This window comes from Sporosarcina sp. So3-204, assembly GCF_058068165.1.
In genome coordinates, this window is the sequence record NZ_CM176485.1 from 1939788 (window position 1) to 1964873 (window position 25086).

21 protein-coding genes and 3 pseudogenes are annotated in these 25086 nt (G+C 36.1%); 17 read left to right on the forward strand and 7 right to left on the reverse strand.

What is annotated here, in order from left to right:
- Nucleotides 1-55: 55 nt before the first annotated feature.
- From AC3RV6_RS09440 to AC3RV6_RS09475, 8 genes and pseudogenes are all read left to right on the forward strand, one after another.
- Entirely contained in the window at nucleotides 56-481 is a 426-nt protein-coding gene (locus AC3RV6_RS09440; RefSeq protein WP_489745788.1) for an acyl-CoA thioesterase, read from the forward strand.
- Nucleotides 482-641: 160 nt separating this feature from the next.
- A complete protein-coding gene (locus AC3RV6_RS09445; protein ID WP_489745789.1) occupies nucleotides 642-1262 on the forward strand; it encodes a TetR/AcrR family transcriptional regulator in 621 nt (206 codons plus the stop codon).
- 6 nt (nucleotides 1263-1268) lie between these two features.
- A complete protein-coding gene (locus AC3RV6_RS09450; RefSeq protein WP_489745790.1) occupies nucleotides 1269-2777 on the forward strand; it encodes an AMP-binding protein in 1509 nt (502 codons plus the stop codon).
- 55 nt (nucleotides 2778-2832) lie between these two features.
- Nucleotides 2833-3168 (forward strand): annotated as a pseudogene (locus AC3RV6_RS09455) (3-oxoacyl-ACP synthase); the annotation flags it as partial.
- Nucleotides 3169-3172: 4 nt separating this feature from the next.
- Nucleotides 3173-3592: pseudogene (locus AC3RV6_RS09460) on the forward strand (branched-chain amino acid ABC transporter permease); the annotation flags it as partial.
- Nucleotides 3592-4604, forward strand: a pseudogene (locus AC3RV6_RS09465) (3-oxoacyl-ACP synthase). The pseudogenes AC3RV6_RS09460 and AC3RV6_RS09465, both read left to right, overlap by 1 nt.
- Nucleotides 4601-5485 carry an intracellular short-chain-length polyhydroxyalkanoate depolymerase gene (gene phaZ, locus AC3RV6_RS09470; RefSeq protein ID WP_489745791.1) on the forward strand — a complete coding sequence of 295 codons (885 nt, stop codon included), beginning with the start codon at nucleotides 4601-4603 and terminating at the stop codon, nucleotides 5483-5485. The pseudogene AC3RV6_RS09465 and the gene phaZ overlap by 4 nt, the downstream one beginning before the upstream one ends.
- Before the next feature lie 12 nt (nucleotides 5486-5497).
- A complete protein-coding gene (locus AC3RV6_RS09475; protein ID WP_489745792.1) occupies nucleotides 5498-6238 on the forward strand; it encodes an SDR family NAD(P)-dependent oxidoreductase in 741 nt (246 codons plus the stop codon).
- 234 nt (nucleotides 6239-6472) lie between these two features.
- On the opposite strand, the gene AC3RV6_RS09480 is transcribed toward AC3RV6_RS09475, so the two are convergent.
- Entirely contained in the window at nucleotides 6473-6775 is a 303-nt protein-coding gene (locus AC3RV6_RS09480) for a HesB/YadR/YfhF family protein (RefSeq protein ID WP_489745793.1), read from the reverse strand.
- A 31-nt stretch (nucleotides 6776-6806) separates the two neighbouring features.
- The gene (gene plsY, locus AC3RV6_RS09485; protein ID WP_489745794.1) at nucleotides 6807-7406 is read right to left on the reverse strand and encodes a glycerol-3-phosphate 1-O-acyltransferase PlsY; all 600 of its coding nucleotides are present in this window, start codon (nucleotides 7404-7406) and stop codon (nucleotides 6807-6809) included.
- Nucleotides 7407-7640: 234 nt separating this feature from the next.
- Between plsY and parE the strand changes: the two genes are divergently transcribed.
- The 6 genes from parE (at nucleotide 7641) to AC3RV6_RS09515 (ending at nucleotide 17767) form a co-directional block, all read left to right on the forward strand.
- Nucleotides 7641-9614, forward strand: a complete 1974-nt coding sequence (gene parE / locus AC3RV6_RS09490; RefSeq protein ID WP_489745795.1) for a DNA topoisomerase IV subunit B — start codon at nucleotides 7641-7643, stop codon at nucleotides 9612-9614.
- Complete coding sequence (parC, locus tag AC3RV6_RS09495; RefSeq protein WP_489745796.1) at nucleotides 9611-12040, forward strand: DNA topoisomerase IV subunit A; 2430 nt, start codon at nucleotides 9611-9613, stop codon at nucleotides 12038-12040. The genes parE and parC overlap by 4 nt, the downstream gene beginning before the upstream one ends.
- A 126-nt stretch (nucleotides 12041-12166) precedes the next feature.
- Nucleotides 12167-13027 carry an SDR family NAD(P)-dependent oxidoreductase gene (locus AC3RV6_RS09500; RefSeq protein WP_489745797.1) on the forward strand — a complete coding sequence of 287 codons (861 nt, stop codon included), beginning with the start codon at nucleotides 12167-12169 and terminating at the stop codon, nucleotides 13025-13027.
- Nucleotides 13027-14637, forward strand: a complete 1611-nt coding sequence (locus AC3RV6_RS09505; RefSeq protein WP_489745798.1) for an AMP-binding protein — start codon at nucleotides 13027-13029, stop codon at nucleotides 14635-14637. The genes AC3RV6_RS09500 and AC3RV6_RS09505 overlap by 1 nt, the downstream gene beginning before the upstream one ends.
- 572 nt (nucleotides 14638-15209) lie before the next feature.
- Entirely contained in the window at nucleotides 15210-15998 is a 789-nt protein-coding gene (locus tag AC3RV6_RS09510) for a gluconate 2-dehydrogenase subunit 3 family protein (RefSeq protein WP_489745799.1), read from the forward strand.
- A gap of 17 nt (nucleotides 15999-16015) precedes the next feature.
- Nucleotides 16016-17767 carry a GMC family oxidoreductase gene (locus AC3RV6_RS09515; RefSeq protein ID WP_489745800.1) on the forward strand — a complete coding sequence of 584 codons (1752 nt, stop codon included), beginning with the start codon at nucleotides 16016-16018 and terminating at the stop codon, nucleotides 17765-17767.
- 403 nt (nucleotides 17768-18170) lie between these two features.
- On the opposite strand, the gene AC3RV6_RS09520 is transcribed toward AC3RV6_RS09515, so the two are convergent.
- On the reverse strand, nucleotides 18171-18830 hold the full coding sequence (locus tag AC3RV6_RS09520) for a YczE/YyaS/YitT family protein (RefSeq protein ID WP_489745801.1): 660 nt from the start codon (nucleotides 18828-18830) through the stop codon (nucleotides 18171-18173).
- Between the two features lie 123 nt (nucleotides 18831-18953).
- On the opposite strand from AC3RV6_RS09520, the gene AC3RV6_RS09525 reads away from it, so the two are divergent.
- Nucleotides 18954-19835 (forward strand): LysR family transcriptional regulator, encoded by an 882-nt coding sequence (locus AC3RV6_RS09525; RefSeq protein ID WP_489745802.1) that lies wholly within the window; start codon nucleotides 18954-18956, stop codon nucleotides 19833-19835.
- Nucleotides 19836-20296: 461 nt separating this feature from the next.
- Here AC3RV6_RS09525 and AC3RV6_RS09530 read toward each other — a convergent pair whose 3' ends face one another.
- Both AC3RV6_RS09530 and AC3RV6_RS09535 read right to left on the reverse strand, forming a co-directional pair.
- A complete protein-coding gene (locus tag AC3RV6_RS09530; protein ID WP_489745803.1) occupies nucleotides 20297-20668 on the reverse strand; it encodes an rRNA methyltransferase in 372 nt (123 codons plus the stop codon).
- A 65-nt stretch (nucleotides 20669-20733) separates the two neighbouring features.
- The gene (locus tag AC3RV6_RS09535; protein WP_489745804.1) at nucleotides 20734-21564 is read right to left on the reverse strand and encodes a MerR family transcriptional regulator; all 831 of its coding nucleotides are present in this window, start codon (nucleotides 21562-21564) and stop codon (nucleotides 20734-20736) included.
- Nucleotides 21565-21656: 92 nt separating this feature from the next.
- Between AC3RV6_RS09535 and AC3RV6_RS09540 the strand changes: the two genes are divergently transcribed.
- Both AC3RV6_RS09540 and AC3RV6_RS09545 read left to right on the forward strand, forming a co-directional pair.
- On the forward strand, nucleotides 21657-22106 hold the full coding sequence (locus AC3RV6_RS09540) for a GNAT family N-acetyltransferase (protein WP_489745805.1): 450 nt from the start codon (nucleotides 21657-21659) through the stop codon (nucleotides 22104-22106).
- Between the two features lie 26 nt (nucleotides 22107-22132).
- Nucleotides 22133-23467: an MATE family efflux transporter gene (locus AC3RV6_RS09545; protein ID WP_489745806.1), complete on the forward strand. Its 1335-nt coding sequence runs from the start codon at nucleotides 22133-22135 to the stop codon at nucleotides 23465-23467.
- Nucleotides 23468-23711: 244 nt separating this feature from the next.
- On the opposite strand, the gene AC3RV6_RS09550 is transcribed toward AC3RV6_RS09545, so the two are convergent.
- Nucleotides 23712-23807: a putative holin-like toxin gene (locus tag AC3RV6_RS09550; protein ID WP_489745807.1), complete on the reverse strand. Its 96-nt coding sequence runs from the start codon at nucleotides 23805-23807 to the stop codon at nucleotides 23712-23714.
- A gap of 130 nt (nucleotides 23808-23937) precedes the next feature.
- Nucleotides 23938-25083 carry an ABC transporter permease gene (locus AC3RV6_RS09555; RefSeq protein WP_489745808.1) on the reverse strand — a complete coding sequence of 382 codons (1146 nt, stop codon included), beginning with the start codon at nucleotides 25081-25083 and terminating at the stop codon, nucleotides 23938-23940.
- Nucleotides 25084-25086 lie beyond the last annotated feature (3 nt).

Sequence of the window (25086 nt, forward strand, 5' to 3'; positions counted from 1 at the left end):
CTAATTGAGCGCCTTTTTTGCATATCTAATATATACTAATCAAGAGGTGAATACAATGCATATAAGTGAGACGGAAATCGAAGTTAGATACGCAGAAACAGATCAAATGGGCGTTGTTTACCATGCAAATTATTTAGTATGGATGGAGATTGGAAGAACAAAGCTAATTGAAGATATAGGATATACATATGCTGGTCTGGAAGCAGAAGGCTATGTATCACCTGTAACTGATCTTTCAATCCAATACAAAGCGGCTATGAAGTACGGACAAAAAGCAATCGTTCGGACATGGGTAGAGTCTCATGAGAGGATTAGAACGGTATACGGCTATGAAATTGTCAAAGAAGACGGCACGATTGTGGCAACAGCTAAATCTGAGCATGTTGTCGTGAAAAAGGATACTTTCCGTCCAGTTTCGTTAAGAAAAATAGCACCTGAATGGGATGCAAAATATCTCGAAATTCAGCGGAGTAAGGATTAGGTAATATTAAGATATAAAAGGCATGAAGTGTTTTATACTTCATGCCTTTTATTTTGTGCTTATGGAACGATTGCTTAATTTAATATTTTGAAAAGATTCAAGTATGCTATTGACTATTTTAAATTAACTGATTATAGTAAAAAACTGAGAGGTGATTCATATGTCAGTTATTGAAGGTAATAAAGCAGAAAAAGCATTGCCATTAACTAAAAAAGGAAATGAAACCCGCCGCAAGTTATTAGCGTCTGCTGAAGAAGTTTTTGGAACTAAAGGTTATTTTAATGCCTCTATAGTTGAAATCACCCAATCCGCAAATGTTGCTCAAGGTACATTTTACAATTATTTTTCTTCCAAAAAAGAAATTTATGTAGAACTTGTTAAACAGTTAAGTCGTGATTTTCGATACGAAATACAAATGGAAATTTCAAAAGCGAAAAATGCAAAGGATGCACAAATAATTGGTTTTAGAACATTCTTTCATTGGTTAAAATCTCACCGTAACCTTTATAGTATTGTTCAACAAGCCGTTTTGGTAGATGAAGACCTTCACCGCGAATACTATGAACGATTATCGCAGGGATATATTAAAGGCCTTCAAACTGCTATGTCTGAGAAGGAATTCAAACAATTAAATTGTGAAGCAATCGCATATTCTCTTATGGGCATTAGCCACTTTATTGGAATGCGGTGGGTTTACTGGAGGGATGAGGAAGTTCCTGAAGAAGCAATTGAAGATGTTTTTACTTTAATATTTGAAGGGATTAGTAACAAGGAAGGGTGAAAAAAGTTGCAAGGAATCGCATATTGGATTGAAAAAAGAGCCCATATTACACCAAATCGCATTGCTTTAAAAGAAGACGAACAAACTTTTACGTATAAAGAAATGTCCAATTCAATCAATCAAGCCGTGTATTATTTAAAAAACATAAAGAACTTAAATAAAGGTGAGCGTGTAGCTGTATTATCGTCGAATAATACGTCTTATATGATTATATTTTTTGCTTTAGCAAAGATGGGATGCATAATCGTACCACTTAATACTAGACTGACAAATAGAGAATTAGCGTATCAAATAAATGATTGTCAGCCTAATCTATTATTTGCAAGTGATGAGTTTTTAGAAAAAGGGAATGAATTACAAAGCTTAAATGGCGTTCCATCTGTACTATTGGAGTCTATTTTCAAAGGTGCAGTAGACTTTCAAAATAAAGAAATTGATGCATTAAATGTTGACGCATCAACACCATTTATAATTTGCTATACATCCGGGACGACCGGGAATCCAAAGGGCGCATTGCTAACCCAAGAGAATCTATACTGGAATGCAGTTAATAATGTACTAGCACTTGATTTAACTTCATTTGATAGAACATTAGCTTTGTTACCATTTTTCCATATCGGTGGAATCGGCCTATTTAATTTCCCGATTTTATTTTCTGGGGGAACAGTTATAATCCAAAAAGATTTAGCGCCTGAAAAAATAATACATGCAGTTGAGCGTGAAAAAATCACAATAATGATGGGTGTCCCTACTATTTACCAGTCCATAAAAAATTGTGATTCGTTTAATGCAATAGCATTCGATACAATTCGTTGGTTATATAGTGGGGGGGCCCCTTGTCCGGAGGAATTAATACAGTTTTTCATTGATAAGGGAATCCAATTTGGACAGGGATACGGTTTAACAGAAGCGGGACCGACCGTATTTATGATAGCTAGAGAGGATCACAGCAGAAAAGTTGGTTCTATCGGTAAAGCTGCAATGTTTTGTGATATCCGAATAGTTACTCCGAGCGGAGAAGATGCGACTATAAACGAAGTTGGTGAACTATTAGTAAAAGGTAGAAACGTAATTAAAGAGTATTGGAACTTACCGATAGAAACGAAGGACTCCTTTATCGATGGATGGCTTCGTACGGGTGATTTAGTTAGAGCTGATGAAGATGGTTTCGTGTATGTTGCAGGAAGAAAAAAAGAAATGCTCATTTCCGGCGGAGAAAATGTTTATCCAATTGAAGTAGAGCAGGTACTTTTACAACATCCCGAAATTGAAGAGGCTGCAGTATTTGGAATCGATGATAAAAAATGGGGGGAAGTACCAGTTGCTTCAATAATTTTGACTGATGGATCTTTACTATCGTCTCAAGAAATCATTAACCATTTCCTGAAAGCGCTTACTAAATATAAATGTCCAAAAAAGGTTGAAATCTTAAGTGATTTCCCAAGAAGTTCTTTAGGTAAAGCCAATAAAGTAAAACTTAGAAATAATTTTTTAGAGAATTGCATAAAAACATAATAATTATACGAATAGGATAAGCAATGATGACGATTTCAGCTAAAGGAGTAATCGTATGAATATAAACAATGAAAGCATAGGTATTGCGGAAAATGGTGTTTATTTCCCTCCAGGAATTGAGACAGCAAAAGAAATTCTGAAGAAAATAGATCCAACTGAAATAGATGTCATTATTTATTTTGGAAGTCCTTTTAAAGACTATAATGTCTGGTCAGGTGCAGCAAAAATTCAATACAAAATAGGTGCAAAGAATGCATATGCATTCGAAATGATGAATGTCAGCTCTTGCTTTCCAATCGCATTAAAAGTTGCGAAAGACATGTTGATAGCAGATAAATCTATAACAAACATTCTTCTAGTGGGAGGATGTAAAGAGTCTCATATTGTTGATTAGTACACTTTCACTTGGCTTTAACACTTTACATTACAAAGTAATCGCATCCATTGTTGCAGGTGTTGTGGCAAGTTTAGCAGGATCACTCTATGCTGTATCTTTACGTTTTGTGAATACGAGCGTCGTATCACTAGATATTACATTAGATGCACTTTTAATGACTATTATTGGTGGCGTAGGTACGCTAATAGGGCCGATAGTTGGCGCAGCAATCATTGAATTAACGCAACACAACTTATCCGGGCTCGCAAAAGATTACCCGATTTTTGAAAGATGGATTATATTCTTTGGGATAACATTCATTTTAGTTGTCATCTTTTTCCCTAAGGGGATTGTCGGAACGATTCAAGAAAAGTTATGGAAGCAACGCACGAAAACATCGAAAACGACTGAAACTGATAAAGATAAGGAGGTTTTATAATGGGAGTTGGTATTGTTAGTACGGGCGTATATATTCCTAAAACAAAAATGACAGCTGTAGAGATAGCCCAGCAATCCGGTATCCCAGTTGAAGTAGTTAGACAAAAGATGGGTATTACTGAAAAGGCCATTCCAGGAGCAGAAGATCATACCGTTGCAATGGGTGTATGGGCGGCTGAAGAGGCACTAAAAAAGGGGAATGTTGACCCTGAAAGTATAGATTTAATCATCTATATGGGAGAGGAACATAAGGAGTATCCTGTATGGACAGCCGCAACTAAAATCCAAGATGAATTAGGGGCAATAAACGCATTTTGATTTGATGTAGCTCAACGTTGTGGAACGGCGATACTTGCTATTAATATTGCCAAAAGTATGATGGAAACGGATCCTGCTATTAATACGGTATTGCTTGCGGGGGGTTATAGAAACGTAGATTTAATCGATTATAAGAATGAGCGTACACGGTTTATGTTTAATTTAGGTGCAGGCGGCGCAGCAATGATTTTAAAAAAGGGTCATACAGAAAACATCATTTTAGAATCAAATATTGTCACAGATGGTTCTTTTTCTCAATATGTGCTTGTCCCAATTGGCGGAACAAAAAAGCCATTAACAGTAGATGATTTGAAAAACGATTTGTATAAATTAGACGTTCCAGATCCAGCCGGAATGAAAGAAAGATTAGAAAAAAATCTATGAAAAACTTTTTGAAAGTAATACGTACTTCATTGGCAAAGAGCGGGTATTCAGAGGAACAAATAGATTATTTAGCTATCTTGCATATGAAAAAATCCGCACATGATTACGTTTTACAAGAACTTAATTTACCTGAAAACAAAGCGATATACTTACATGAGTATGGTCATATTGGTCAAATTGATCAAATATTATCTTTAGAGCTTGCTGAGAAGTCAGGACAGTTAAAAGAAGGAGATATCGCAGTTCTTGTTAGTGCAGGTATCGGTTATGCATGGGGAGCAATAATAGTGAAGTGGGGGGCAAGCGAATGACACTACAGAAGATTTCGTTAGCAAATGGGGAGCAAATAGCATATAGAGAGAGAGAGGGTGGGGAACAGGTTATAGTTTTAGTTCATGGGAATATGACCTCTTCAAAGCATTGGGATGTTCTAATGGATGTACTTCATCCAAAATATAAGGTGTATGCATTAGATTTACGTGGATTTGGAGAGTCTTCTTATAATAACCGAGTAACTAGTATTAAGGACTTTTCGGATGATGTTAAAGGATTTGTTGATGCGCTTGGACTTAACAACTTTTACTTTATTGGCTGGTCAACAGGTGGAGCTGTATGTATGCAGTTCGAAGCTAATTATCCAGGCTATTGTAGTAAACTCATTCTACTTGCCTCTGCATCGACTAGGGGCTATCCATTCTTTGGGACAAATAGCGATGGTAGTATAGATACGGGGAAACGACTAATAACAATTGAGGATATTGAACAAGATACCGCTAAAACGATAGTAATTCAAGAACTGTATGACACTAAAAACAGAGTTGGATTGAGGACAGTATGGGACTCAATAATTTACACACATAAAAAGCCGAATGATGAACTTTATGAAGCATACATTGACGATATGATGACACAAAAGAATTTGGCCGATGTTTATCATTCATTAAACACATTTAACATAAGTGGACATTATAATGGCTTATGCTTAGGTACAAATCAAGCAAAAAACATTACAATTCCTGTACTGATTTTAAGGGGAGATCGTGATTACGTCGTAACAGATGAAATGACTCGTGAAATCATTGGGGACCTTGGCAATAATGCGTCTTTTACAGAATTAGAGAATACGGGGCATTCGCCTTTAATTGATAATGTAACAAAACTAAATGAAATCATAGAACTTTATTTGAAATAAGGAGATGACAAATTGAGATTAGCGGGGAAAACAGCAATCATAACGGGTGGTGCAAACGGGATCGGCCTTGCTGCATGTGAACGATTTGCAGAAGAAGGTGCTATCGTGTTTATGGCTGACTTCGACGCAGTAGCGGGGAGTGAACAAGAAGCATTACTTGTAGCTAAAGGACACCTTGTCACATTTATACAAGTAGATATAACTGATCGAAAAAGTGTGGAGCAGTTGGTAGAAATAATTATAGAGAAGCAAGGGGCAATTGATATTTTAATTAATAATGCAGGTGTCACGAAAGATGCATCACTCGTCAAGATGGATCCTGCAGACTTTCAATATGTGCTTGATGTTAATCTAACAGGCGTATTTAACTGCACACAATTGGTCGTACCGCATATGCTTAAAAATGGTTCAGGAAAGATTATTAACACGTCTTCAGTAAGTGGCATATATGGTAATTTTGGACAGACGAATTATGCCGCTACGAAGGCCGCAGTCGTAGGGATGACAAAGACATGGGCCAAGGAGTTCGGACGAAAAGGTATTAATGTGAACGCTGTTGCTCCAGGCTTCACAGCTACTGCAATGGTAAAGACAATGCCTGAGAAAGTCATTGGTCAGATGAAATCGGCTATTTCTTTACAAAGACTTGGCACACCAAAAGATATAGCAAATGCCTATTTATTTCTCGCAAGTGACGAATCAGATTATGTACACGGTCACGTCTTACATGTTGATGGCGGCATCATGATGTAAGAACAAAAGCGAAAGCGCCTGATCAGCCCCGACAGAAGGAAAAATGAAGTTCAGTTTTTCCCGGCTGGAAGGCTTGAGGGTAAAGGTGTTCTTTGCCTTTACCAACAAGACTGAAGCGACTCGAAGGGCTAGGCGCTGGAGTCTAGACGACAAATCTCTATGTACCAACTTATCCACAGTACGAGATTTTATAGTACGCTAAAAAATGAAGAAAAGCGTGTGGCAATATCGCCCTCACGCTTTTTCATATGTGTAAACAAGTTCTTTAAGTTTAGTATTCAAATTGACATGCAAATCGTGATCTGCTAAAAACCATTTGTCACGACTTTCCATATAAAAGAGGATACCATCATGTTCAGCTGTAATTTCCGCTTCATCAGGAGCGACTTTTGTGATACCAAGTGAAAACCCATCATGCAGGGGACTTGAGCCGCCATATCGCGCATAGAAACGAATTGCATCACCTGATGTCGCTTCCATTTCGTTTTTAAACCATGTGAGTGCTTGTTCTGATAGGATTATACCCAATGATGACACCAGCCTTTCTAGAGCTAACTTGATTATACAGCTACAACTTAATTTTCGGCTCAGTACCAGCTTTAATTCTAGCTATATTTTCTTGATGTCTATAGAAAATAAACGATACGAATAGTGCTATGACGATTAATAAATAAATGTCATCTGTACGAATATAATAAATAATAGCATAAATTAGACCAACAATTGCAACAATCATAGAGGTTAATGAAACCATTTTAGTTAACTTTAAAACAATTAAAAAAGTTAAAAACACAAGGACGAATATAGGCCAGTTATATCCTAAGAGTACGCCTCCCGAAGTTGCGACTGCTTTCCCGCCTTTGAAATTAGCGAAAACTGGGAACATATGTCCAACAACGGCTACTAAGCCTAGTAGAAGCGGGTGAATTGAGTTGTCTGCGAAAATGGGTAGGAAAATCAGTAAAGTAGCAGCAGTACCTTTAAGGATATCAAGAATCGTAACGATAATACCGGCTTTTTTCCCAAGAACTCGAAATGTATTCGTCGCTCCTAGATTGCCACTTCCATGTTCACGAATATCTATTTTGTAAAAAAATGTACCAATCCACAGTGCTGAAGGGATTGATCCAAGGACATAAGCACTTAATAACATAAAGAATATTTCCATGAAATTCTCCTTTTTACTTTGGTCAACATATAGTTTTAGTCTAACAGAACAGCATGAGTGCGACAATGGGTTATTTCGTTCCAAATAAGAGGGTATTTCCTACTCTTCATTGCAATATGTTTACTTATTATATACAATTAGTTGAGCAAGCTTCTGAAAACGTTGATTTGACAACCTTTTTATGAAGCAGTATCATTACATATATAAGAACATTCGTTTGACGGAGGCGTGAATTTGACAAAAAAAACAGACACATACACTTATGATGATGAATCAATTCAAATACTAGAAGGTCTAGATGCTGTTCGAAAACGTCCTGGCATGTATATCGGATCAACTGATACCCGAGGACTTCACCACCTTGTTTTTGAGATTGTAGATAATTCGGTCGATGAAGCACTCGGTGGTTTTGGTTCTGAAATAGATGTTACACTCCATACCGACGGAAGCGTCAGTGTTCGTGACTATGGACGCGGTATGCCTACTGGAATGCATAGTTCAGGAAAACCAACTACAGAAGTTATCTTGACAGTACTCCACGCAGGTGGGAAGTTTGGTCAAGGTGGTTATAAAACAAGTGGAGGACTTCACGGCGTAGGTGCTGCAGTAGTTAATGCACTTTCAGAGTGGCTTGAAGTAACTATATACCGAGACGGGAAAGTATTTCGCCAGCGTTTTGAAAATGGTGGTAAAGCGGTAACTGTCCTTGAAACAATCGGAAAAACAAAAGAGAACGGTACTTTAATTCACTTTAAACCCGATCCGAAAATATTTTCTACACTTAAATATCAATATGAAACGATTAGTGAACGTCTGCGTGAGTCAGCATTTTTATTAAAAGGTTTAAAAATTGAACTTGAAGAAGAAAGTTCAGAAAAACAAGAGACATACTTTTATGAAACAGGAATTGAAGCATTTGTCTCTTATTTAAATGAAGAAAAAGACGTTTTACATGATGTTGCCTATTTAGATGGCAATGCAGAAGGTATTGAGGTAGAGTTCGCATTTCAATATAGTGATGGATACTCTGAAACAATTCTATCATTTGTCAACAACGTTAGAACGAAAGACGGCGGTACGCATGAAACAGGTGCGAAAACAGCGTTAACACGAGTCTTTAATGACTATGCGAGACGAACAGGTTTATTGAAGGAAAAGGATAAGAACTTAGAAGGCTCAGATGTTAGAGAAGGAATATCTGCAATTATTTCTGTTCGTATACCTGAAGGCATTTTGCAGTTTGAAGGACAAACAAAGAGTAAGTTAGGAACGAGTGAAGCAAGGGCGATTACAGAATCAGTCGTGGCACAGAAACTTCTTTATTTCTTAGAAGAGCATGCTGAATTAAGTGCGTCCCTTGTTCGTAAAGCAATCCGTTCACAGCAAGCAAGAGAAGCAGCACGTAAAGCGCGTGAAGATGCAAGGTCAGGTAAGAAGCGGAAGCGTTCAGATACACTTCTATCAGGTAAATTAACGCCTGCACAATCAAGAAATGCTGCAAGGAACGAACTTTATCTCGTCGAGGGTGACTCAGCTGGCGGCTCCGCGAAACAAGGTCGAGACCGCGTATTTCAAGCAATTTTACCATTACGAGGTAAAGTGCTGAATACTGAAAAAGCAAAACTTGAAGACATTATGAAAAATGAAGAGATTAATATGATTATCCACGCGATAGGCGGCGGGGTTGGTTCTGACTTTCAAGTTGAAGATATTGCTTATGATAAAGTTGTTATTATGACGGATGCAGATACAGACGGTGCACATATTCAAGTGCTGCTCTTAACCTTTTTCTATCGTTATATGAAACCATTGATTGAAGCTGGAAAAATTTTCATCGCACTGCCACCACTATATAAAGTATTTAAAGGTGCAGGTAAAAATGAAAAACTTGCTTATGCATGGACAGAAGCTGATTTAGATGAGGCAATAGGTAAAGTCGGGAAAAACTATATGTTACAGCGCTATAAAGGTCTTGGTGAAATGAATGCTGATCAACTATGGGACACGACGATGAACCCAGAAACCCGCACGCTCATTCGTGTTACGATTGAAGATGGTGCAAAAGCGGAACGTCGAATCACAACGTTAATGGGTGATAAAGTAGAGCCTAGAAGACGCTGGATTGAAGAGAATGTCGATTTTGGCCAACAGGAAGAACACAATATACTAGATAATGAATTTATCCACGTCGAGGAGGACTTTGAATGACAGTTCCAGAAATCTTTCAAGACCTTCCATTAGAAGAAGTGATCGGCGACCGATTCGGAAGGTACAGTAAATATATTATTCAAGACAGAGCACTTCCTGATGCACGGGACGGCTTAAAGCCTGTTCAACGTCGGATTATGTATGCCATGTATCATGAAGGAAACACACATGAGAAAGCATTCCGAAAATCCGCTAAAACTGTAGGTAACGTAATAGGTAATTATCACCCACATGGTGATTCTTCTGTTTATGAAGCGATGGTACGGATGAGTCAAGACTGGAAACTGCGTCATATGATGGTTGAGATGCAAGGAAATAACGGGTCAGTTGACGGTGATTCTGCGGCTGCAATGCGTTATACAGAAGCTAGACTTTCTGCAATCGCAGGAGAAATGATGCGTGATATCGGGAAGAATACGGTTGATTTCATTCCTAACTTTGATGATACTGAACCTGAACCAACCGTATTACCTGCGAGATTTCCAAACCTACTTGTGAATGGTTCAACTGGTATTTCTGCTGGGTATGCAACGGATATCCCGCCGCATGCACTTCACGAAGTACTAGATGCTGTTCTCATGCGTATCGATAATCCTAAAGTAACTGTCGAAGAATTAATGACTGTCATTAAAGGGCCAGATTTCCCGACAGGTGCAACTATTCAAGGTACTGACGGTATTAAAGCGGCATATAAAACAGGTAAAGGTCGATTTGTTATTCGTGCGAAAACAGCGATTGAACAACTAAAGGGTGGTAAATCGCAAATCGTCATTACAGAAATTCCATATGACGTTAACAAAGCCAATATGGTGAAAAGAATGGACGAACTGCGCATTGACCGCAAATTAGATGGCATTGCTGATGTCAGGGATGAATCTGACCGTACTGGACTACGTGTTGTTGTTGAGTTAAAAAAAGATACGGATGGCAACGCAATATTACAATATTTATTGAAAAATACAGATTTACAAGTGACATATAACTTCAACATGATTGCTATTTCTGGACGAAGACCGACATTAATGTCACTTCCAATGCTATTAGATGCATATATTGAACATCAAAAAGAAGTTGTTACACGTCGTTCACAATATGATATCGATAAAGCACAGGAGCGCTTACATATTGTTGAAGGGCTTATGAAAGCTTTATCTATTTTAGATAAAGTAATTAAAACGATTAGAGGTTCTAAGGACAAGCGTGATGCGAAAAACAACTTAATTGAGAAGTTTGCGTTCTCAGAAGTCCAAGCTGAAGCTATTGTGTCATTACAACTTTATCGACTGACAAATACAGACATTACAGAACTACAAAAAGAAGACGAAGCACTACGTAAATTAATTACTGAACTAGATGCAATTTTAAAAAGCGAGAAAAAACTTTCTGCACTTATTAAAAAAGAGCTCTTAGTAATCCGTAAACAGTTTGCAGAGCCGCGTAGATCGGTTATTGAAGAGAAAATCGAAGAAATAAAAGTCGATATCGACATTCTAATTCCAAGTGAAGAAGTCATCGTATCTGTTACGAAAGATGGCTATATTAAACGGACAAGTGTGCGTTCTTACACAGCTTCTAATGGTACTGGACACGATATGAAGGAATCCGATTATCTCCTATTTGAATCGCCAATGAATACGCAGCATCATCTGTTGTTGTTCACATCACTTGGAAATTACATGTATCAACCAGTTTATGAGTTACCTGATATTAGGTGGCGTGATCTTGGGCAGCATGTATCGAGCATTATTCCACTTGAAAACAACGAAACAATCGTCGCAATAGTTGGTTTTGATAAGTTTGATGAAGTATCTACAGTTTTGACTGCATCCGAAAATGGTTTGATAAAACAATCAAGTCTTTCAAACTATACTGTGAAACGCTATAATCGGACTTACAAAGCGATGGGTATCCGAAAAGGTGATTCAATGATAGATGCTAAGCTTATTAAAGGTAATGAGGACGTTATTTTGTTCACACATCAGGCATATGCACTTCGTTTTCCACTTTCTGAAGTATCGCTTACTGGTGTTCGTACAGCTGGTGTTAAAGGCATTGGCTTAAAAGATGATGACAAGCTCGTTGCGATGGAAATCGTTCCAGAAGAAGCGGCATCCATTGTTATTGCTACGCAGCGGGGATCAGCGAAGCGTATGGGCTTGAAAGAGCTAGATAGAGCTAAAAGAGGTCAACGCGGATTAGTCGTATTGAAAGAATTAAAGACGAATCCACATCGTCTCATTGGCGCTAAAATCGTGACAAATGATGAGATTATAGTACTTGCTACGGAAAAAGACCATAAGATTCCTGTACTATCAGGTTCGCTTAGACCAGTAGATCGTCTTTCAAACGGAAGCGCTATTGCTAATGAAAAAGAAGATGGTTTAGTTACACATATCTTTACAGATCCAAAAGCAGAAATAGAGTAAAAATGAAAATTACGGGTATATTATCCGTGATTTTTTTGTTTGATTTTAAACTTAGAAGTCATAAGTGTATATGTTATAATCAAATTATTCTAAAGAATATGCGAAAAGACAGATTTTGAAAAGGATATGATCAATATTCATACATATAGCTTTCTAGAGAGGTTACTATTTCAACCAGTTTATTTGAATTTAAATAGACTTCAAGAAGAACTAAAAGGTAAAACAATTCTAATTACAGGAGCTAGTTCAGGTATTGGTGAACAAGTAGCCTATTTACTTGCTGATAAAAATGTACATTTAATTTTAGTCGCTAGGCGAGAGGAAAATCTTTTGTCGATAAAAAGCGACATAAAGAAGAATAAAGCATCTGTAACAATATACCAGGCCGACTTAAGAAATGAGGATGAACTAGAAGGTCTATTACATCTAATTCATGATTTACCTAATGGGTTAGATATAGTGGTGAGCAATGCAGGACTATCCATCAATCGTTCGATATATGATTCTCTAGATAGATACCATGATTTTACTAGAACTATGGCCATTAACTATTTTGCGCCTGTTAAAATGCTATTATTGCTTATCCCTTTATTAGAGAAGAGTAAGGGACATATCATAAACGTTTCCACAATAAATGCATTATTAATTCCAATCCCATATTGGGCTGCTTACCAAGCTTCAAAAACAGCTTTTGATACATGGTTACGTTCAACAGCACCTGAATTGCAACAGAAGGGTATTTCCACGACCTCAATCTATCTGCCATTAGTTAAAACAGATATGATTCGACCAACTGCTGCTTATGATAAAATGCCAGCGATGTGCCCAAATCATGTAGCAAAAATTATTTGCCAGTCATTTTATACAAGAAGAAAAATATATAAACCATGGTGGCTCATATTTGGACAGTTTGCATCCGTTATATTTAGAAGCATCTGGGAAAGAACTATACATAGAGTAATTAGAAGAAATGAGGGAAGTAAATAATGGTTCTTAACTTTATTTCCTTGTTTAAAAAAATGAAGTTACTTTCCCCCAATGGTATTGCTAGATTAGTGGCCGCTATTTATAAATACGGTATTAATATAATGATATTATTAAAGATTTCCGAGAAAATATACGGTGATAAGATTGCCTTAAAAGATGAAAAAGAATCAATTAGCTATAGTCAACTACGGATTCAGTGCGAAATTCTATCGAATAACCTAAAAAATAATTACAGTTTAGTCGAGGGCCAGAAGGTAGCTTTTCTTTGTAAAAACCACGCTTCATTAGTGAAAGCTCTATTTTCTGTTTCTCGTTTGGGATGCGATATTTATTTATTAAATACAGAAATGAATGCTAACCAATTTAATGAATTAGTAGATGAACATCAATTTGACTTGTTCATTTATGATGACGAATTAAGTCATCTTATAGAGAACTCCAATTATAGTCATGACAAATTGTTGAGTTATCATGACTATTTGGCGGCGATTAACCAAATGACTACAATAAATCTCCTTAATAAATATAAGATACAGAGAACGTCCACAAGTAAAATTATTCTCTTAACTGGAGGTACAACAGGGAAGTCGAAGAAAGTGACTCATAAACCTTCACTTCTGAATTATGTGAACCCATTTTTAACTTTACTAACTAGATTAAAGCTTTTACAGCGTAATAACACTTATATTGCAACGCCAATTTATCATGGATATGGAATTGCTATATTGCTGTCATTTATTGCGTTAGGGAAAACAGTTGTAATTAGTAAAGGATTTGATGCTGAGAAGGCTTGTAACCTCATACGCGACCACCAAATTGAAGCGGTGACCGTTGTACCATTAATGATTGAGAAGATGTTAAAACACAATGCTGATGATCTAAAGTCACTTAAATGTATAGCTTCAGGCGGAGCCGTGCTTAATCCCAAACTTGTTGAAGAAGTATCGGCTAAATTAGGTGACGTTTTGTTTAATTTATATGGTACATCGGAAACTGGCTTAAATTGTATAGCAACGCCAACAGATTTAAATTTCTCTAACAATACAATCGGAAAAGCAATCGAAGGCATGCATATAAAGATATTGGATACGAATAAAATAGAAGCTGAAGTTGGGAAAATCGGTCAATTTTATATCAAGAACAGGTGGTCGATGAAAAATCATGAATACGCATGGATTAAAACAGGTGATTTAGGTTATAAAGATCATTTAGGTTTTTATTATTTGCGTGGAAGAACGGATGATATGATCGTCTCAGCTGGTGAAAATGTGTATCCGATTGAGCTTGAGCAAATTCTCATAAACCATCAATTAGTAATAGATGTTGCAGTAGTTGGTATTAATGATGACAAGTTTGGACAAAGATTGTGTGCGTTTGTAGAACCAATAAATAATGAATTAACGACAGAAGCGCTTTTCGAGTGGTTAAAAACAAGAGCTGCTAGATTTCAGACCCCCAAAAAAATTATCATTATTGAAAAAATACCTTATACAGCTGTAGGTAAACAAGATAAGAAACAATTAAGAATGGTAATTGAATGCGAAATCCAACAAAAAAATGGAGATAATGAGATGAAATTTTTATCTTCTAATTTTATGAAATATTTCTAAACACAAAAAAAGTCAGCCTAATGCACAACAGGCTGACTTTTACTTATTTACTTTTCATTACAGAACGCCATTCTAGAATTAGATATGACTGACTTCGAAATACGAAAAAAAGATAGTTCATATTCTTGTTATAAAAGTGAAAAAATAAGGGTATTTTGTAAATTATATGAAAAGTTATTAACACTAACATTCTTTTAGTGAGAGTGTTGGCAAAGAGTCTTGTACAACCATTGTAAAATATATTAGGTATTCCTTCGTTTAGTGTTATATTAACTGCTTTATTTGGAGAAGGTAGTAGTTGGGTGTTATTTTTTGCTCTAGTTTTGATTCTTCCTAACGAGTTTGGGATAGATAAGGCTATTAAAAGTTATGCCGAAGTTAGTAATTTTAATAAGATTTATTCAATAGTAGGATGGCATAACTGAATTAATGTGCTTCAATCGAGCTATTTATTCGAATAAGATACTGAAAGATACATGGAGGTAATTAAGTTAAAGAACTTATTCTTAATAGTAATAGCTATAAAAACATACCTCAATACTAGCTCAATCTACTAAAGGAGGACGAGAAAAGTGGTTAACAACGATGATAATAAATCAAATAATCAACCAGTAAACGATGTTAATATTGTCCATGATCCCAGCAGACGTCGTTTTTTGAAAAACACGGGAATGGTCGTTGGGGGACTTGCAGGGGGCTCGCTACTAGGGGGAGTGTTAACAAATCAGTTTCAATCAAAGCCATCTACCATTTTGAATGATGCAACATCAAATATGGCAGTTACAGAAGCAAGGATGTTTTTTACAAGATACACTGATTTTGTTGTACTCGAGCAAGCCACGGAACGAATTTACCCTGAAGATAAGAATGGACCGGGCGCGATTGAATTAGGAGTTCCTTACTTTATTGATAAACAACTTGCCGGCCCTTGGGGTATTAATGCGAAAGACTATAGACATAGCCCATTCGATGGTTCTGATGCTGCTGCTGTAAATTCTAGATTAAATAGAGGAGATATTTTTCTTGATGGATTGCGTAAAATGAATGAATTGAGCCAAGATCGATTTGATACGACATTTGATCAAATTGATGCTGACCAACAAATTGAAGTTTTATCGGATTTTGAACAAGGTAAAGTGAAAATGAATGGAGTTAGTTCAGCAAGCTTTTTCGAATTATTGCGAATGTCCGTTTTAGAAGGTGCATATTCAGATCCGCTATATGGTGGAAATCTAAATATGGCGGGATGGAAAATGAAAGAATTTCCGGGACCAGTAGCTTCTTATGAAAATATAATTGAGTCAGATGAATTCGTTAAAATGGAGCCCATTAGTTTAACAAATTATCAAAGGAAATCATAAAGTTAGGAGATGGAAAAATGGTGAAAAAATTAGATAAAGTGGATGTAGTTATTGTTGGTTCTGGTTGGTCAGGTGGTATTCCAGCTGCTGAACTTGCTAAAAAAGGGTATAAAGTCGTTGTTTTGGAACGAGGAAAAGATAAAAACCGTGAAGATTTTATCGGATCAAAGGATGAATTACGTTATTCCAGACGATTTGAATTAATGCAAGATTTAACAAAGGAAACCATGACGTCAAGAAATGAGTTAGATGAGACAGCTAAACCTATAAGGAATAATAGTGGACTCGTGGTGGGAACTGATACAGGTGGCAGCTCAATCCATTGGAACGGTGTTACTTATCGTTGGTGGCCTTATGATTTTGAAATTTACAGTAAAACGGTTGAGAAATATGGAAAAGATAAAATTCCTAAGGAGATGACCTTGCAAGATTGGGGTATTACGTATGATGAGCTGGAGCCCTATTACGATAAGTTTGAAAAAACGGCAGGCATATCAGGTGAAGATAATCCATTTGGTCCCGAACGATCCGATAATTATCCCACTCCGCCGATGAAAAAAAACGCACAGATTCGTTTATTTCAAAAGGCGGCAGAAGAACTTGGTTATCATCCATTTATGTCTCCGGCAGGTACCCTTTCAGAAACGTATACAAATCCAGACGGTGAAACGATAAACGGCTGTATGTATTGCTCTTTTTGCGCGCAATACGGTTGTGATTTTGGAGCAAAGTCTGACCCGATTGCCACTGTATTGGAAACCGCCAAAAAAACAGGGAATTATGAACTGAGAAATGACTCCTATGTGACGCGCGTTATACATGATGGCAAAAAGGCAACAGGTCTGCGATATATTGATATAAAAACAGGAGAAGAATGCGAACAGCCTGCGGATCTCGTCGTGTTAGCCGGTTTCGCATTTACAAACAATCGATTATTGTTATTATCAAAAATTGGTGAGCCCTATAATCCCGAATCTGGCAAAGGTGTAATAGGTAAAAATATGACGGGACATGATAATAATATTGATATTGTCGGAGTAACAGGCTTTTTTGAAGATGAAAAATTCAATAACTATGCGGGTGCAGGCTCACTACAAACTTGTTATGCCGATTATTGTGCGGATAACTTCGATCATAAGGGCTTAGATTTTATACATGGTCTTGATATAGAGACGACATCTGCAGGTCTGAAACCAATATCAGTTAACCCAGTTCCTCGTGATACACCTACCTGGGGGAAAGAATTTAAAGAAAAGTCTCTACATTATACAAACCGGCATATGGTTATTCGTTTACAAAAGGCAGCGTTACCAAGTAAGCATAATTATTATAGTTTAGATCCGAACTACAACGATACATTTGGTGACCCTTTGCTCCGCGTTACACGCAAATATACGGATCAGGATCGAAAGCTAGCTGAGTTTGGAATTGAAAAAGGTAAGGAACTTTTGGAGCAAATGGGCGCAGATATTATAGAACCTGGAAAAATTCCAGACGATTTTCTCCATACTTATACATCGGGACATTATGGAGGTGGTGTTATAATGGGAAGTGATCCAAAGTCATCAGCGGTGAATAATTACTTGCAAATGTGGGATATGGAAAATTTATTTGTAGTTGGTGGTTCAGCATTTCCGCATTTCTCATGTTATAACCCTACCGGAACTATTGGGGCAGTCTCTTACCGTGCTGCTGAAGGAATGGATAGATACTTGAAAGGTAATGGCGGTTTGCTTGTTGAGGCTAAAAAAGAAAAGAAAACGGTATAAAACGGTAATTAATAAAAAAGTTTTTTTAGCTAAGTCAATCAATTTCATAATAGTGTTTTATTACTACAACGAACAACATATAGTCGAGTTAGAACGTTCTCGAACAATATGTTGTTCGTTGTAGCAAGTTTAGGTAATTATGAATTTGATTCAAGTAAATAACAAAACGGGTTGGAAATATTAAGTAGACAAATGCAGGTTACAGAAGAATTAAATGAAAAAAGTAGTTTGAGTAGATTGATATTCAAGCTACTTTTTACTGTCTAAAAAGAGGAGTCGAATGATTAGATAACGCTCTGAAAGGCTCCCTCGGCATCGAGTAGCACGCTATTAAGTAAGGCTGTTAACGTGTGTGGAGATATAACGCTGGGTGAAGCGTGTATTGAACGTGGTGGAATAGCTACTAGACCAATATCTTCCCTTTATAAATCCATTTTTGAAGTGACGGCTGAAAACGTGGCATCAGTTGGCCAAGAATTTTCCCGATAAAATATGCAGCAAGTATTGTTCCGATACCAATTGAGCCGAATGACTGAATAAAGATTAAGCAAACTGCCCCGGCGACCGCAACATTGAGCAGGTCACTTGTAATTTTAGCTTTACTAAATTTCATTTTGAATCGGTCACTGATGACATAAGTTAATGCATCGTAAGGCATTAAAGGTAATTTGGCTGTGAAATAGGTCAATAAACCAACTGAAATGATATAAAGGCTGATCACTAGAAAAGCAATTCTGCTTAGAAGGGTTTCAGGAGAAGGAAGTAGTTGTACTAAAAATAACGTCGCGTCCATAAAAAATCCGAATAAAAATACGACAAGCAGCTGTACAGCAAATTCTCGTAATTCAATACTTTTATTTATCATTGCTTGTATTACGATGAATAAAATATTTGCCAGTATTGTTGTGATTCCAATAGATAATCCAGCTGTTAATGAAATGGCATATGCCAATGAAGAGACTGGGGAAACACCGAGACTTGCTTGAATAGAAAAGCTAACTCCTAACGATAATAAAAATAATCCTATTACATATAGGATAAGACGCTTTGTAATAATTTTCATAAGTGTGATAAAACCTCTGCTTTCGTTAACTGACTAGATTAATCATATCATGGAAATCAAGATATAAATAATATATAATAAAGAAGGATGACATACGAAAAAGCATATGATGGAGAGGTAATTATGAATATTAAACAGCTTCATTATTTTCATGAAATCGTTAATCAAGGAAGCATTTCAAAGGCAGCTGAAGTTCTTCATATCGCCCAACCACCTCTCAGTCAGCAACTGAAAAAGTTGGAGACTGAACTTGGCACCATATTAATTCATCGTTACCGTCAAAAGTGGGAACTGTCTGAAACCGGGGAAGTACTGTACGAATATGCAGAAAAATTATTGTCTACGATGAAGGATATTAAACAGCAAATTGCAGAAATTGAATCAGGAAGTGCAGGAGTGCTCCGAATAGGTGTATCTTCTGCTTGTTTGAATCTGCTCGTGGACTATGTAAGCATGTACCAGGAACGATTTCCTAACGTTAAAATTAGTATTGTAAAAGACAATTCGGCGGAACTTTTAAAGAAGCTGGACCAAAAAGAAATCGAAGTTGCTTTATTATTGCGTTTGGCTCACAGTGAACACTATTTTGTGAAGGAATTGGTAAAACAAGAATATGTAGTAGTTAGTCCGAGTAGCTGGGGAAACGTATTTTCATCCGAAAAAGTGACATTTAAAGACATCGCAAACCATCCATTTATTATGCTAGGCGCAATGGAAGGCCATTCGTATTATGAAAACATACTAAGCGCCTTTAATGAAGAGAATGTCACACCTGAGATTGTGTTAGAGAGTAAGGATCTGACAACCGTAATCGCTATGGTAAGCAGGGGATTAGGTTTATCCATAATTCCAAGATTGGCATATGAAGTATCAATGGAAAAATTGATGGTTTACGAACTAAAAAATTTTGATTACCGTGTGGAGCCTGTCATGATCAAAACCAAAGACGAGAGAGTATCCAAAGCAGCTTCTCAATTTTGGGAATTAGTGGATTTAAGTGAGTAATTTTTTAAAAGTAAATACAGTGATAAAGTTACTCCTGAAGAAATTATTGAGTAGTCTAAAAGTTAAAAGGCAACTTATAAATATCCGCGTATTGCAGAATGTAGGGGTAGTTTTCTGACAACAAGCAGTGGAAATATTTTATAGTGCGAGTTAAAAACGTCGTAGAAATAAAGTATCTTTTAGTAGATCAAAGTAAGTGTCAAAATTGATCTCTGTTTAAATGCTGCATAAGCCAGTGTAGTAGAATCCTTTATAAATATAAATTCCACTTGAATTTATAGATTGACACAAGTGGAATTTATATTTTTATTAACAATAAAACGCATATATTTATCTGACTACAATTCCCTGTAATATCTCAATATCACAAGTATACTTATTTAATGAAATACAACTTCCGATAATTTATATTATGACGGGGGCGTTCTAATGAATGGATATATTAAGCTCTTCACTCCACCTTACTCTACTCTAAACCTATAATGTTCATCTTTTACCGTTTCTACATCTATATATTGTACACCATATTCGATTACATCATTAATAAATAATTCATGTGCTTTAGCGAACTTTTTAACACTCTCCAATAATTCTTTATCGTATGTCGTTTTATATTGAATGCGATCTTTAGGTCTGGATTCTTTATTAAATGTAATTACGCCTTCTAATAATACTTTTCTTAATCCGTTTTCCAATAAATAATTAACATGTGTAGCATTTTCAGTAGCCATTACTCTTAATGATTCCAAAATTGTTTTACTAATATTTGTTCTAAATTTAACCCTAGAATCATCTGTCGTTTGAATTAATCTTCCATCAACTATTTTCCACATATAAAAATCCCCTTTTCTAATAAAATATAACTAGTGTACAAGTCAAATCCTATTTGTGCTCCTTATTATTCAACTTCTAGCATTATTTGTGTAATATAATTATCATCACCACTTACTGTTATCTCATCCAATACATATTCTTCATAAGAATACCCTTTAATAGACAAATCGTTTTCATCAATAAAACTAAGTATTTTATCATAAGTTTCATCAATAATATTATCCTTACCTTTATGATAAGCAACAACATACAGCCCTTTAGGCTTTGTATAATAGGCCGTATTTGCTAAGACATTTGTCGTTTTCGTATACAGATAAGAATAATTATCATAATCCTTATCTTTAAGACAAGCTGGACTAACAATTCCTCCTATCGGAAAGCCAAGATTTAACTTTTTTTGATGTAGAAGATCTATAAAATCTGATACGGACTTCAAAAACTCCTTATCTGAGCAATCCAAAATAGAACTACTTAACAATAATTGCTCTTTTTCTTTTTCAATTAACGTAATCTCATCGTATTTAATTGTCAAAGCAAGCTCAGTTAACTCAATTTTTGTTTCGATCATTTTTTGAATTCTATCAAGGTCTTCTCTTTTTTGCTCTATCTCAATGTTCTTTTCCTTTAATAAATCAATTAATTCTAACGGATTTTTATTCTTTAAGTACCATTTAATATCTTTCAACGGCGTATCCATGACTTTTAATAAATCGATGACCGAAAACACGTTAAATTGATGATAAGAATAATAGCGATAACCTTTTTCATTTTTAATTTCCGGTTTTAATAATCCTATATCATCATAATGAAACAGTGTTTGCTTTTTCACATTACATAGTTTAGCAAATTCACCTGTTGTGAAGTATTTACTATATATATCATTCATTATACTCATTCTCCTTGACTATATGGTTACCGTATAGGCTAGGATATAATTATACCGCAAAAGAATGTACAGTGTTACTAATAAGAGAGGAATTGATATTCATGAATACTTCCATTCATGATGTTACAAAAGAAAATATAGCAGAAATCAAGGGATTGTCTGTTTCGACTTCACAAGAAGACTATGTTGAATCTACAAATGATTGTCTAATAGAGGCATTAGAAAATGATAGTTATAAACCCGTGGGTCTTTATATGGATAAAAAAATTGTAGGGTTCGCAATGTATGGTAATATCACAAATAAGAAAAAGCAAAATCGTGTATACCTGGATCATTTCCTAATTGACGCTCGATATCAAGGTTTAGGTCTTGGAAAAACGATGCTTAAAAAACTAATTCTTAAACTTACTAAAGAATTTTCTTGTCAAAAAATATATCTAAGTGTTGTTAATGGCAATACTGCAGCATGTCGTCTTTATGAGAAACTTGGCTTTCGATTCAATGGTGAATCAGAAGTTGAAAATGAAAAAATAATGGTTAAAACTGTATAAAAGAAAAACGAATTAAAGGTGAATAAATGAACGAGACAACATTAAAACTTAGAAATACGCCTCCCAAAAAATTATTCCTATCTTACTTACTCCCTTCTGTTTTTGGAATGTTCTTGATGGCTATTAATATATTGGCGGATGGTATTTTCGTTAGTCATGGCGTTGGACCAGATGCGTTAGCAGCTGTTAATATTACCGTTCCGGTCTATTCGATATTATTTTCTATTTCTTTGTGGATTGGTATGGGCGGTGCGACGCTTTACTCGATATCATTAGGTCAAAATGATATTAAAAAAGCACGTTCTGTTTTTACCCAATCATTTGTGCTTACCTTACTCATTGTCGGCGTTCTCGTTGCGATTAGTTTGTGGAAAGAAACTGAAATGGCCTATTTATTCGGTGCAAATGATGACATTTTAGTTTATGTGACCGACTATATGCACATTATTTTAGTCTTCGGCATCATTTATGTACTTGAAAATATTTTGAGTATATTTATACGGAACGATGGCAATCCCAAACTTGCAATGTTAGGTCTCATTACAACATCTGTATTGAATATCATCTTTAACTACATATTCATCTTCGTCTATGATTTTGGTATTAAAGGTGCAGCTTACGCAACGATACTTTCCACTGTTTTTGGATTCGGCGTTTTACTTTGTCATTTTCTGAAAAAAGACCGCATATTAGCCTTTACGAAACTGCATTTTGAACGCCTTATCATCTCAGAAATCCTCAAAATCGGCTTACCAAGTTTTATTGTTGAAGCCACAGCCGCAGTCGTAATTGTTGCTTATAACCTTACATTTATGCACTTTGCTGGACAAGATGGCGTAACTTCATTCGCCGTTGTAAATTATCTCCATACCGTATTTTTAATGCTATTTTTAGGCGTAGGCGCTGCGATTCAACCAATTGTTAGCTTTCATTTTGGTGCTGCTTTGTATGGGCGCATGAAGTACTTCTTATCGTTGGCAATCAAGACGGGCATTGGTTTAGGAATTATTGTATTAATTGTAGGTTGGCTGTTTGGCGATTACATGGTCGCGCTGTTCGGGATCACAGATGAAAAAATAGTCTCCTTTACACTAACAGGCATCTCCTACTACTTTATCGGTTATATCTTTTTGGCATATAATTTGATTTATGTTGAATATTTTCAGTCTATAAAAAAAATCAGGTTGTCCGTTATGCTTGTCTTAACGCGTAGTGTTATTTTGTTCTTACCGCTACTTTGGTTACTCCCAACGTTATTTGGACCTGATTTCATATGGCTTGCATTCCCAATTGCAGAAGCCCTCACTGTCGGCTTATTGCTCATAGGTAAACGTGTATTGACATCACTTTCTCTGGAATGAAATCCTTGATAATTTAGTGACCTAGACATTTAAAAAAGTATTTTTTGAATACAATTAAGAAAAGGTCCTATATTGATAATCTAATCCCTACGTTGTATAATTACCTTACAGGCAGCATAAACTAAAAAAGACCATTCCGATGCGCTAACATCGAAACGGTCAATTTAATAGCAGGTTCCCTTATAATGGAATCAGCATCCCAAGTTGAAAATAATCCACCTGAGCGGCCAAACTCAAGGGTGGATTATTTGTTTTGCGACATCATATATGACAATGCGATTATTGCAACAATTAGTGAAGAAAAACTAATCATGACGACAAACACCTCAAATATAGTCACTTGCAGCACCCCCTTCCCTCTGTTACAGGAATGTGAAACTGGATGCTGCCCACCCTTGAAAACCTATTCTATTAAGTTTTATTATAGCACACGTATGTTCCTTAAAACTAGTCAATAAATACTAGTCTTATCACACAAATACATCCTGTTTCTTCTCGCGCTTCCACATCAAAATCATCGCTACGCTACTCACTACAACCATTCCTCCATAAAATGTCGGCACGGCCCATTTTGCTGTATACACAGCAATCATACCTATTATTAATAAATGTAATCCGTAACTAATCATGCCAACAATGAACGGAACTTGAATCCCGATTAAAGAAATCATATTCGGCACAATACTAGAAAACACCATCGCCATTACCGCAAATACAAATCCGAGTGCGTAAATGGCAAGTACTGTCAACATTATATACTGAAAAAACGTCGGATCATACCACGAGTAACTCGCGATGAACATATGAATCGGCACATCAAAAAACATTTCTGTATTATTAAGCGCATAAATTCGGAAATAAATCGTAAGTAAAGCTGTCATAACAATAAAAGTTGACAACAAACCTGCAAGTACCTTCGTTTTATATAAATTCCTACCTTTTTTCGTCGTATATTGAATATCAAGCAAACGTCGCGATCTGTCTCTTAGAAAAATCGGTGAAATGACGATAACTACGCTAAATAATATCGTAATCGCTACACTTTTAATGAACCTTTGATAATTGGCATATGCGACCTCTGTATAGACCTGATAAAGCCCCTGTTCCTTCATTTCATCCAAACGTGCTTGTTGTTGAGGAGTGGAGTCTTCAATGAACCAATCAAAACTATTCTCCTTGCCATCATGAAATTCAAGAAGACCCCGCCTTTCCTGAAGCTCCCAGAAAAGATCGACTTGTTTTTCATGGAATAGCTCATTGCGCAAGTCGCGCTGCACAACTGTTTGATCGTCCCAATCATAGTTAACAAATTTGTCATACGTATCCATATCCGCATCGACAAACGCTTGTCTCGATTGTAAATACTGATTCGCTTTCTCTACTTCTTCCTCGTATACGTTCCTAAAATCCACAAACTCCGCCTCGTCCATATGCGTCCCATACTTTTCAATCATTTCAATCCCGATATGATACGAATCTAGCGCAGGTCTGCCATTTGGAAAATTAGTAATCTCAAACTCAATAAGTAAGAAAAATAACACACTATTGACAATAACGAGCAACAACATCATTTTCAACGTTAATATCTTCTTTAATTCATGCCATAAAATCCGCATAGT